This is a genomic window from Micromonospora sp. CA-248089, assembly GCF_050948515.1.
In the GTDB taxonomy this organism is placed as follows: Bacteria; Actinomycetota; Actinomycetes; order Mycobacteriales; family Micromonosporaceae; genus Micromonospora.
The window spans coordinates 3,756,776-3,767,449 of record NZ_CP192016.1; the positions used below are offsets into that span (position 1 = coordinate 3,756,776).

General features: G+C 71.7%; 10 protein-coding genes. 2 read left to right on the forward strand and 8 right to left on the reverse strand.

The window, feature by feature from the left end:
* Positions 1-40: 40 nt before the first annotated feature.
* The 4 genes from ACQP26_RS17895 to ACQP26_RS17910 are packed head-to-tail and all read right to left on the reverse strand — an operon-like array spanning position 41 to position 5,576.
* On the reverse strand, positions 41-2,365 hold the full coding sequence (locus ACQP26_RS17895) for a glycoside hydrolase family 3 N-terminal domain-containing protein (protein ID WP_433493451.1): 2,325 nt from the start codon (positions 2,363-2,365) through the stop codon (positions 41-43).
* 39 nt (positions 2,366-2,404) lie between these two features.
* On the reverse strand, positions 2,405-3,271 hold the full coding sequence (locus tag ACQP26_RS17900) for a carbohydrate ABC transporter permease (protein ID WP_269705576.1): 867 nt from the start codon (positions 3,269-3,271) through the stop codon (positions 2,405-2,407).
* Positions 3,268-4,269: a carbohydrate ABC transporter permease gene (locus tag ACQP26_RS17905; RefSeq protein WP_433493452.1), complete on the reverse strand. Its 1,002-nt coding sequence runs from the start codon at positions 4,267-4,269 to the stop codon at positions 3,268-3,270. The genes ACQP26_RS17900 and ACQP26_RS17905 overlap by 4 nt, the downstream gene beginning before the upstream one ends.
* A complete protein-coding gene (locus ACQP26_RS17910) occupies positions 4,266-5,576 on the reverse strand; it encodes an ABC transporter substrate-binding protein (RefSeq protein WP_269705573.1) in 1,311 nt (436 codons plus the stop codon). The genes ACQP26_RS17905 and ACQP26_RS17910 overlap by 4 nt, the downstream gene beginning before the upstream one ends.
* Positions 5,577-5,711: 135 nt before the next feature.
* Between ACQP26_RS17910 and ACQP26_RS17915 the strand changes: the two genes are divergently transcribed.
* Positions 5,712-6,716 carry a LacI family DNA-binding transcriptional regulator gene (locus ACQP26_RS17915; protein WP_269705572.1) on the forward strand — a complete coding sequence of 335 codons (1,005 nt, stop codon included), beginning with the start codon at positions 5,712-5,714 and terminating at the stop codon, positions 6,714-6,716.
* 208 nt (positions 6,717-6,924) lie between these two features.
* Positions 6,925-8,118 carry an endo-1,4-beta-xylanase gene (locus ACQP26_RS17920; RefSeq protein WP_269705571.1) on the forward strand — a complete coding sequence of 398 codons (1,194 nt, stop codon included), beginning with the start codon at positions 6,925-6,927 and terminating at the stop codon, positions 8,116-8,118.
* 69 nt (positions 8,119-8,187) lie between these two features.
* Here ACQP26_RS17920 and ACQP26_RS17925 read toward each other — a convergent pair whose 3' ends face one another.
* The 4 genes from ACQP26_RS17925 to ACQP26_RS17940 all read right to left on the reverse strand — a co-directional run bounded on the left by ACQP26_RS17925 (position 8,188) and on the right by ACQP26_RS17940 (position 10,648).
* Entirely contained in the window at positions 8,188-8,748 is a 561-nt protein-coding gene (locus ACQP26_RS17925) for a DUF5872 domain-containing protein (protein WP_433493453.1), read from the reverse strand.
* Positions 8,749-8,785: 37 nt separating this feature from the next.
* Positions 8,786-9,310, reverse strand: a complete 525-nt coding sequence (locus ACQP26_RS17930) for a hypothetical protein (RefSeq protein ID WP_433493454.1) — start codon at positions 9,308-9,310, stop codon at positions 8,786-8,788.
* 65 nt (positions 9,311-9,375) lie between these two features.
* Positions 9,376-10,089: a hypothetical protein gene (locus tag ACQP26_RS17935; RefSeq protein WP_269705568.1), complete on the reverse strand. Its 714-nt coding sequence runs from the start codon at positions 10,087-10,089 to the stop codon at positions 9,376-9,378.
* Positions 10,082-10,648 carry an RNA polymerase sigma factor gene (locus tag ACQP26_RS17940; protein WP_433493455.1) on the reverse strand — a complete coding sequence of 189 codons (567 nt, stop codon included), beginning with the start codon at positions 10,646-10,648 and terminating at the stop codon, positions 10,082-10,084. The genes ACQP26_RS17935 and ACQP26_RS17940 overlap by 8 nt, the downstream gene beginning before the upstream one ends.
* Positions 10,649-10,674 lie beyond the last annotated feature (26 nt).

The window sequence follows — 10,674 nt, forward strand, 5'->3', positions numbered from 1 at the left end:
GGGTCCGCCGGCCGCCCCGTGGACGACCGGCGGACCCGGCTCAGCGAACGTCGGTCGTCGTCCACCGGGGCGAGGCGGCGGTGATCTCGGCGGTGTCCCCGGTCAGCGTCGTCCGCGCCTGGGCGTCGCGCCGGGCGCTCGTGCCCACCCAGACGTCGACCTCCCCGGGCTCCACCACCCGGGTGAACGAGCGGCCGGTGAACGCCAGCCGCGTGGTGGGGACGGTCAGCTCGACGGTCACCGAAGCGCCCGGCTCCAGACGCACCCGCCGGTAGCCGAGCAGCTGCGCGACCGGCCGGGTCACCGAGGCGACCAGATCGCGGCCGTAGAGCTGCACCACGTCGTCACCGGCGACCGGGCCGGTGTTCGTCACCCGCACCGACACCCGCAGCGACCCGTCGGTCGGCACCTCGGCCGGCACGGTCAGGTCGGTGTACGCGAACGTGGTGTAGGACAGGCCGTGCCCGAACGGCGCCACCGGCGTCGCCGGCAGGTTGGTGCCGTTCATGCCCTCACCCAGCTCCGGGTGCAGGTACGAGTACGGCTGCGCGCCGGCCGAGCCGGGCAGCGTGACCGGCAGCCGGCCGGACGGGTTGACCCGCCCGGAAAGCACGCCCGCGATCGCCCCGGCGCCCTCCTCACCCGGGAAGAACGTCTGCACCACCGCCGCGCACCGGGACAGCGCCCAGCCGAGCGTGTACGGGCGGCCGGTGAGCAGCACCAGGACGACGGGGGTGCCGGTGTCCAGCACCGCCTCGACGAGCTGGCGCTGCACGCCGGGCAGCTCCAGGTCGTCCCGGTCGCAGCCCTCGCCGACGGTGCCGCGCCCGAACAGGCTGGCGTGGTCGCCCATCACGAGGACCGCCACGTCGGCGGCGGACGCGGCGGCGACCGCCTCGTCGAACCCGGACCGGTCCGCCGAGTCCACCTCGCAGCCGGCCGCGAAGGTGACCCGGTCGGCGCCGAACTCGGCGCGCACCGCCTCCAGCACCGTCGGCACCTCGAAGCCGGTCTCCACGCCCGGGTGGTGGGCCAGCACGTGGTTGAGGAAGGAGTAGCAGCCGAACAGCGCGCCCTGCCGGTCGGCGTTCGGGCCGACGACCGCCACCCGGCGGCCCGCCGGCAGCGGCAGCACCCCCTCGTTGGCGACCAGGACGACCGACTCCTCGGCGAGCCGGCGGGCGATCGACCGGTGCTCCGGCGAGTCGAGGTCGATCGCGCCCGGCGGCTCGTCGTCGAACGTGGCGTCGAGCAACCCGAGTTCCTGCTTCTGGCGCAGGACCCGCAGTACCGCCCGGTCGACCAGCGCCTCGTCGACGGCCCCGGCCCGCACCGACTCGGTCAGGGTCAGGTAGGCGTCGCCGGTGGGCAGCTCGATGTCGAGGCCGGCGCTCAGCGCCTGCACGGCAGCCTCCGCGTTGTCCGCCGCGACGTGGTGCAGCAGGCTGAGGAAGGCGACGCCGTAGTAGTCCGCCACCACCGTGCCGTCGAAGCCCCACCGGTCCCGCAGCAGGTCGGTGAGCATCGTCGGGTCGGCCGCGACCGGCACGCCGTCGATCTCCGCGTACGAGTGCATGACGCTGCGCGCGTCGCCGTCGAGGATCGCCATCTCGAACGGCGGCAGCAGCACGTCGGCGAGTTCCCGGGGACCGGCGTGCACCGGGCCGAAGTTGCGCCCGGCCCGCGAGCCGGAGTAGCCGGCGAAGTGCTTCAGCGTCGCGAGCACGCCCTGTGACTGGAGCCCGCGCACGTACGAGGTCCCGATGGTGCCGACGAGGTAGGGATCCTCGGCGATGCACTCGTCGACCCGGCCCCAGCGCGGATCCCGGATCACGTCCAGCACCGGGGACAGTCCCTGGTGGATGCCGAGCGCGCGCATCGAGGCCCCGATCGCCGCCGCCATCTCGGCGACCAGGTCGGGATCGAACGCGGCGCCCCAGGCCAGCGGCGTCGGGAAGGTGGCCGCCTTCCACGCCGACAGGCCGGTCAGGCACTCCTCGTGCACGATCGCCGGGATGCCCAGCCGGGTACCGGTCACCAGGTCCCGCTGGAACTTCCACAGCCAGGCCGCGCGGGCCGCGGCGTCGACCGGGCGGGTGCCGTAGGCGCGGGTGAGGTGACCCAGCCCGTGCCGGGAGAAGTCCTCGAGCCGGCCGGTGGAGGCGAACTCGCCCTGCAGGGGCGCGACCGCCTCACCGTCCTCCTTCTCCCAGAACCCGACGAGCTGCGCGACCTTCTCCTCGATCGTCATGCGAGCGAGCAGTTCCCGTACGCGTGCCTCGGCGCCGCGCCCGTCCGGCCGGTCGTGGTCCGACCCTGCCTGAGCCGGTACCGGCCCGTCCACCACCGCGTGGACCTCTGTCATGGTGTGCCTTTCCACTGGTTGTGCTGGTGCCGCTGCCGCTCAGCCCTTGACCGCGCCCTGGAGACCGCCCACGATCTGCTTCTCCGCCAGGGTGAAGAACAGCAGCGCCGGCAACATCGCCAGCGACGTGAAGGCGAGGACGCCCGCGGTGTCGGTGGTGTACTGGCTGGAGAAGTTCTGCACGCCCAGCGGCAGCGTGTGCAGGTTGACATCCCCGAGGACGAGCAGCGGCAGGAGGAACGCGTTCCAGCTCGCCACGAACGCGAGGATGCCGACGGTGACGATCGCGGGCCGCGACAGCGGCAGCACGATCCGCCAGAGGAAGCCGAGCCGGCCGGCGCCGTCGATGGCGGCCGCGTCCTCCAGCTCCCGCGGAATGGCCGACAGGAAAGGCCGCAGAATGACGATCGTCAGCGGCAACGAGAAGGCCACCTGCGGAAGGATCACCGCGTAGTAGGAGTTGATCAGGTTCAGGTCGCGCAGCATGAGGTACAGCGGCAGGATCGCCGCGCCGGCCGGGAACAGCAGGCCGAGGGTGAAGAAGGTGTAGAGACCTTCGCGGCCCCGGAACGTGTAGCGGGCGAGCACGAACGCGGCGGCCATGCCGAGCACCACCACGCCGAGCGTGGTGCCGAGGGCGACCACGGCGCTGTTGAACGCCTGCTTCCAGAAGTCGCTCTGGGTCAGCACCCGGTAGTAGTTGTCCCAGACCCACGGGTCCGGCAGGCCGGCCGGGTCGTTCACGATCTGCGGCGTGGTCCGGAAACCGCCGACGACGACGTACACGACGGGTGCGATCGACACGGCCGCGACCGCGAGCGCGATCGCGTACGTCAGCGGCGAGCTCCACTGCACCGGCCGGCGCCCGGCCGAGGGGGCGGATACGGAGTTCACGGCCACTGTCACTTCCCCTTCCGGGTGATGGCGCCCTCGATGTCCCGGCGGAGCAGGAACCGCTGGAACAGCAACGCCGCGACGAACGAGATGGCGAACAGGATCACGGCCACCGCGTTGCCGTAGCCCCAGAGGCGGGCGAAGAAGCCGTTGTCCACCATGTACGTCGCCATGGTGGCCGAGGCGCCGAGGGACCGTACCGCCGGCACCGAGGTCACCCAGATCATGTCGAAGACCTGCAACGAGCCGATCATCGACAGGAACATCCAGATCCGGATGGTGGGGCCGAGTAGTGGCAGCGTGACGTGGCGCTGGATCTGCCACCAGCTCGCGCCGTCGATCTCGGCGGCCTCGTTCAGCTCCGGCGGCACGTTCGACAGGCCGGCGAGCAGCAGGATGATGGCGAAGCCGACGTACTTCCAGGTGAGGACGAACAGCAGCGTCCAGATCACCACGTCCAGGTCGGCCAGCCACGCCTGTACCAGGCTGCCCATCCCGATCGACTGCAGCAGCGCGTCGAGCGTGCCGTTCTCGGTCAGGATCAGCTTCCACATGATGCCGACGGTGACCTCGGCCAGCACGTACGGCACGAACACCAGCAGGCGGAACGCCGAGCGCCCGCGGAAGCGGCGGTTGAGCAGGAGGGCGATGCCCAGCGCGACCGGACCCTGGATCAGCAGCGACCCGAACACGATGATCGCGTTGTTGCGCAGCGCGTCGAGGAAGATCGGGTCCTGGAAGGCGAGCGTGTAGTTGCGGAAGCCGACGTACTCGGTGGGCGGGCCGACGCCGCGCCAGCGGAACAGGCTGTAGTAGAACGCGAAGCCCATCGGCACCAGCACGAACATCACGTAGATGACGATCGCGGGCGTGGTCAGACCGATGATCTCGTACCACTTGCGACGGGTCTCGGCACGGCGGGAGGCGGCCCGTGCGCCGCCGGGCCGGAGGCCCGCCGGCGGCGCTTGCGCGCCGACGGCGGGCGTACGGGTCTGCGATGCGGACGTCACTTGCTTGCGGCCGCCTTCATGGCCGAGACGACCTTCTCAGGTGTCCCGTTGCCGGCGAAGATCGCGACGATCGCGTCGTTCATCGCGGTGCCGACGGTGCTGCCGAAGGCCGTGTCCAGCCAGAGCTGGATGTAGGTGGCCGACGCGGTCGACTCCAGGATGGACTTCAGCGCCGGGTCGGTCACGCCGTCGGCAGCACTCTTGACTGCCGGCAGGCCGGTGCCGGTGGCGGCGTAGCCCTTCTGCACCTCGGGGCTGACGATGTACTTGAGGAACTCGACGCACTCGGCCGGTGCGTTCTTGGAGCAGGCGAAGCCGTCGCCGCCGCCGAGGGCCGCCTTCGGGTCACCGGCGGAGCCGGAGATCGCCGGCACCGGGAACCAGCCGAGGAACTTGCCCAGGGCCGCCTTGTCGGTGGCGACGGTGTCCAGCGTGCCGCGGTTCCACTCGCCCATCAGCTCCATCGCGGCCTTGCCGTTGGCGAGCAGGCCGTTGGCGCTGGTCGGGTCGTTCTGGCCCGGCGTGGCGATGAAGTTGTTCTGGAACGGCTTGGTGTCGATGAAGGTCTTCAGGTCCTGACCGGCCTTGACGAAGCACGGGTCGTCGAAGGTCCGGTCCTTGGAGGCCTTCTTCAGCGTGTCGACCGAGCAGGCACGCAGCGCGAAGTTGTACCACCAGTGCGCGGCCGGCCACTTGTCACCGGCGCCCAGGGCGATCGGGATGACGTTGATGGCCTTGAGCTTGGTGACAGCGGCGTTGAGCTCCTCGAAGGTGGTCGGCGGCGCCGAGATGCCCGCCTTCGCGAACATGTCCTTGTTGTACCAGATGCCCTCGATGCCCATCCGGAACGGCAGGCCGTACTGCTTGCCCTCCACCTGCCAGATCTCGGCGGGGCTGCCGATGTCGGCCACCTCACCCTTCACCTGGTCGGTGATGTCCTTGAGGTAGTCGGCCTCGACCTGCTCGCGCATCTCGCCGCCACCCCAGGCCTGGAAGATGTCCGGCGGGTCGTTACTCAGCAGCGCGGCGGGGAGCCGGGTGCGCTGGAGCTGGTTCGTCTCGATCGCCTCGATCTCGATCTTGACGGTCGGGTGGGCCGCGGAGAAGTCCTTGGCGACCTTCTCCCAGTACGTCTTGCCGGGGCCGTCCTGCGAGGCGTTGTGCCACCAGGTCAGCGTCACCGGGTTCTTGTACAGCTCGCTCTCGGCGGCCTTCTCCTCCTCGCCACCACCACTGCACGCGGAGGCCAGCAGGGCGCTTGTCACAAACAGTGCCAGGACGGCACCAGCACGGCGCTTCATCGCCATAGATGTCTCCTCGACCACATAGCCGGGTTACCTGCCGGGGAGTTTTACAGGGCCGTAACGTGAAGTCAATCGGTATCGATAACGTTTTCGACATCGTCTTCGATCCGCCCGGGAGAGCCCTCTATCATCGTCGGCGTGGTCTTCCAGGAGCGCGTCAAGATGTCGGACGTGGCACGTACGGCCGGCGTCTCGGTGGCAACTGTATCGAAGGTTGTCAATGGCCGGTACGGCGTCGCGCAGGCCACCGTCGAACGCGTCCAGCAGGTCATCCACGAGCTGGGGTACGAGGCCAGCCTGGGGGCGCAGAGCCTGCGCAGCCACCGGACGAACGTGCTGGGCATCCTGGTCGCCGAGTTCGAGCCGTTCTCCACGGAGTTGCTCAAGGGCGCGTCCCGCGAGGTCGCCGGCAGCGGCTACCAACTGCTCGCCTACTCCAGCGGGGACGGCGAGGGCGCGGCCATAGGGTGGGAGCGGCGCTCCCTGGCGCGGCTGTCCGGCACGCTCATCGACGGCGCCGTGATCGTGACGCCGACGGTGGTCGAGACCAAGCACGGTTTCCACGTGGTGGCCGTCGACCCGCACACCGGCCCGTCCGGCCTGCCCACGGTCGACTCCGACAACTTCGCCGGCGCGGTGCTGGCCACCGACCACCTGCTGTCGCTCGGGCACCGGCGGATCGCGCACATCAGCGGCCGCCCCGACCTGGAGTCGGCCCGGCTGCGCGAGGCGGGGTTCCGCAAGGCGATGGCCGACGCGGGCGTGCCGGTGGACGAGCGGCTCGTGCGGGTGGGCGGTTTCCGCACCGAGACCGCCGCCAGCACGGCGGCCGACCTGCTCGCGCTCGCCGACCGGCCGACCGCGATCTTCGCCGGCAACGACCTCTCCGCCATCTCCACTGTGGATGTCGCCCGCGGCCTCGGCCTGCGCGTACCGGAGGACCTGTCGGTCATCGGCTTCGACAACATCCCCGAGTCGGCGCTCGTCGACCCGCCGCTCACCACGATCCGGCAGCCGCTGCAACGCATGGGCGCCGAGTCGCTGCGCCTGCTGATCGACCTCATCGCCGGCGTCGAGCGGGACACGCACATCCAGCTCCCCACCGAGCTGGTCGTCCGCGCCTCCTGCCACCCGCTGCGCTGAGGCGCCGCCACACCCTCCCGCCCCGGTGATTGACGGACGGCTATCGGCGTCCGTAATGTTTCGGGCTACTTCCGGAAGCTGGTCCGGAAGTTTCGGAAGCCGCATCGTCAGTCCATCCTGGCGCCCGCCGATCCGTTCCACGGCGCGGCGTCTCCGGCACCGCCACCGCCGGCCCTCGGCCGCGCGCACCCTCCCGAAAGGAACGACCATGAAGCTGAGACGATGGCTCGCCGCCGGCGCCGTCGCCGTCGCGACCGCCACCGCCCTCAACGTCGTCCCCGCGACGGCCGGACGCCCGTACGACCCGGCCGCGCAGAGCCTGCGTGAGCTGGCCAAGCGCCACGGCCTGTACGTGGGCACCGCGGTGGACATGGCCGCACTCAACGACGCCTCCGAGCCGCGGTACCGCGAGCTGGCCGCGTCGGAGTTCTCGACCGTGACCGCCGAGAACGTGATGAAGTGGGAGAGCCTCGAGCCCACCCGGGGCACCTACAACTGGGGCCCGGCCGACGAGCTGATCGAGTTCGCCCGTAAGAACAACCAGCGGGTCCGCGGCCACGTGCTGGTCTGGCACAACCAGTTGCCCGCGTGGCTGACCAGCGGAGTCGCGGACGGCTCGATCAGCAAGGCCGAGCTGCGCCAGATCCTGCGCAACCACATCACCGCCGTGGTCACCCACTTCAAGGGCAAGATCTGGCAGTGGGACGTGGTGAACGAGGCGGTCAGCGACCCCTGGGACACCCCGTCCACCCTGCACTACAAGGGGTTCTGGGCGCAGAACCTCGGCCCCGGCTACATCGCCGACGCGTTCCGCTGGGCCCGCGCCGCCGACCCGAAGGCGCTGCTGTTCTACAACGACTACAACATCGAGGCGTTCGGCTCCGGCAACCCGGCCGACGACAAGACGCAGTTCGTCTACAACATGGCCCGTGACCTGCGGGCCAAGGGCGTGCCGATCGACGGCGTGGGCGCACAGGGCCACCTGGGCACCCAGTACGGCAACTTCAGCACGCTCCAGGTGGTCGCGGCGCTGCGCAAGTTCGCCGGGCTCGGGCTGGCCACGGCCCTCACCGAGGTGGACGTGCGCAGCCAGATCACCGAGGGCGTGGAGGCCGGCGACTCCGCGGAGATCAACCCGCGCCTGCAGGCGTCCGCGGCGGGCTTCAGCGTGCTGATGCAGGCCTGCCTGGCCGAGCGGCACTGCCTGTCGTTCACCCTCTGGGGCTTCACCGACAAGCACTCCTGGGTGCCCGGCGCGTTCTCCGACCCGCCGGAGGGCCTGGCCACCGTGTACGACGAGAACTACCAGCCGAAGCTCGCGTACCACGAGCTGAAGGCCGACCTGATCTTCTCGGGTCCGCCCTACGTGCTGCCGCGCATCCCGCAGCACCCGCGCCGCTAGGCGGCGAGCGCACCACGGCGGGGCCGGTCCGGTGACCGGCCCCGCCGCCTGTGTCCGGCCGGTCCGCGCTCACGCCGCCCGGCGCCGGCCCAGTTCCGACTCCAGCCGTCCGATGAGTGTCTTGCGGGCCTTGCCGCCGCGTTCCCGGCGCAGCGCCGCGTCGAGCTGACGGGTGTCCAGATCGCGGACCAGCTTGACCGCCTCGGTCACCGGCAACTCGTTGATCTGCTCAGCGGCGGTCGCGTCCCGCCGGGCCCGCTTCGCCGGGCCGGTGTTCGGCACGTACTGGCGGCCGGAGCGCGACGCGCGGCGCTTGCGGGTGTCGGTGGCCCGGCGTTCGGTCTCCGACAGCTCCTCCCACGCCCGTTTGGGCAGGTAGCGGCGGGTTTCGCCGCCGTTGCGGGCGCGTGTGTCACCACTGCGGGTCTGCCACTTCTCGCCACCCCAGCGTTGCAGCGAGCGCTGCCGTGCGTCCTTCGGGCCCTCGAATCCCCCGCCGGCCTTCTTGTACTCGTTCGTCAGCAGCTGCGACTTGCGGGCCGACCACTGCCCCGGCCGTCCGCCCTTGTCGGAGGCGCGGATCTCGGCCTTGAGGCGCTCCCGCAGTTCCGGCTCGGTGTACTTCGCCATGACGCAGCGTTACCCGGACCGGCAGCGGCCATGCCGGTCAGCGGGACGACGGCCGGTAGACCAGATCCATCGTGTCGCTGCGGCCGGACCAGTCCAGCCGCAGCCGCCAGCACCCGGCGGCCGGCAGGTCGACGATGGACGGCCCGGGCCCGCCCGCCACCTCCCGGACGACCGGGTTGTCCGTCCCGTCCCGCGTCGCGGTGATCACCAGCGGCGTCCGCGGCGCCGGCTCGGACCGGCCGGGCTCGGGGCGGGACACCCAGAGGATCTTGTTGTTCGCGCCGTCGCCGCGCGCGTGCACCAGCGGGTACGCGAACAGGATCGCCACGATGTCGCCCCGGGTGCCGAAGACGTGCCGGATCCGGGTGTCGCCGGTGAACCCGGCGTCCGCCCAGTCCGGCAGCCGGCCGGTCTCCACCCGCTCGGCACAGGTCGCCGGCGTGGACGGTCCGGTGGCGGGCACGGTACCCGTGGCCGGCCCGCCGGCCGGTTGCGCGGCCGGGCCGGTGCACCCGGCCAGCAGCAGGACCGGCACCAGCAGGACTCTTCTCGGAACGGACATCCGGCCTCCCCCGTCGACGACTCTCGTCACCAGGACACCGCCCGGCGCCCCGAGGTTCCCGCCGCTCACTGGACCGAGGACGCGACGTCCAGCGCCTGCTCGCGGGTCAGGTCTCCCTCCAGCCGGTAGCTCACTCCGGCGCGCTCCCAGATCAGCGTGGCGGCGGACAACCGCGCGGTGGCGACCCGTTCCGTGCCCGAGCGGTCCACGTACGCGAGCGCGTGCGGACCCCCGACCCAGATGGCGAACTCGCCGCCGACGTGGGTGAGCGTCACGTCCGCACCGAGGGACCGCTTGTGGAACACGATGTCGAGCGAACCGTCGAAGGCGTCCAGCCGGACCGTCCCGCCCCGGTAGAGCAGGCTGGCGACCCGGTGCGCGCCGGTGCCGTCCGGATCGGCGACGAGCACCCGTTCCGGTGCGCCGAGCCGGGCCGGCACCCGGATCGGGAAGCGGACCTGCCGCTGCGCCTCGGCGAGGGCTACCTCGTGCTGCGCGGGCAGCGGCGACGGCGTACCCGTCGGGGGCGGCGCGGGTGCGCTGTCGACGACGACCCCGGAGAACCGCAGCAGCCCGGTCACCGCGTCGGCGAGCGCCGCCCGCCCCGGCGGCAGCACCGCGACGAGCAGGGCGGCGAGCGCGGCGGCCAGCACGTACCGCCGGCGGCGACGAGGTGCGGGCGCGTCGAGCCGGGCGCGGACCCGCGCGGTGACGTCCGGCGTCCGCGCCGGCTCCAGCCAGCCGGTCAGCTCCCGCAGCTCCCGTTCCAGGTCATCCACGGTGTGCCACCTCCCGGTCCAGCAGGGCGCGCAGCTTCGTCAGCGCCCGGTGGGTCCGGGACTTCACGGTGCCCCGGGCCACCCCCAGCACCGTCACCGTCTCCTCCTCGCCGAGGTCGAGCAGATAGCGGCAGACGATCACCTCGCGGTCCCGGGCGGGCAGCCGGCGCAGCGCCGCCACCAGCGCGGCCCGGCGCTCGGCCGCCAGCACCGCGTCGAGCCCGTCCTCGGCGGTGACCGCCGCGACCGGGTCCGCCGCCGCCGCGCGCAGCGTCAGCCCGTCCCGCCGGGTACGCGTCCGGTGCAGGTTCCGGGTCTCGTTGGCGACGATCGCGAGCAGCCAGGACCGGAACGACGCCTCGGCCCGGTAGCGGGACAGTTTCCGGTACGCCTTGACGAACGCCTCCTGGACCACGTCCTCGGCGTCCGGCCCGGCGCCGAGCAGCACCGCCGTCCGGTACGCGGACGCGGTGTGCCGGGCGACCAGGGCGTCGTACGCCTCCCGGTCGCCGGCGCGTACGCGGGTGACGAGGTCGTCGTCGTCCAGGGCAGCCTCCACCGTCGTCCGCTTCCATGACACCGCCC

Coding starts and splice junctions, on each gene's coding strand:
- ACQP26_RS17920 (WP_269705571.1), top strand. CDS start 6,925: ATGAAGCTGAGACGATGGCTCGCCGCCGGCGCCGTCGCCGTCGCGACC.
- ACQP26_RS17930 (WP_433493454.1), bottom strand. CDS start 9,310: ATGTCCGTTCCGAGAAGAGTCCTGCTGGTGCCGGTCCTGCTGCTGGCC.
- ACQP26_RS17895 (WP_433493451.1), bottom strand. CDS start 2,365: ATGACAGAGGTCCACGCGGTGGTGGACGGGCCGGTACCGGCTCAGGCA.
- ACQP26_RS17925 (WP_433493453.1), bottom strand. CDS start 8,748: ATGGCGAAGTACACCGAGCCGGAACTGCGGGAGCGCCTCAAGGCCGAG.
- ACQP26_RS17910 (WP_269705573.1), bottom strand. CDS start 5,576: ATGGCGATGAAGCGCCGTGCTGGTGCCGTCCTGGCACTGTTTGTGACA.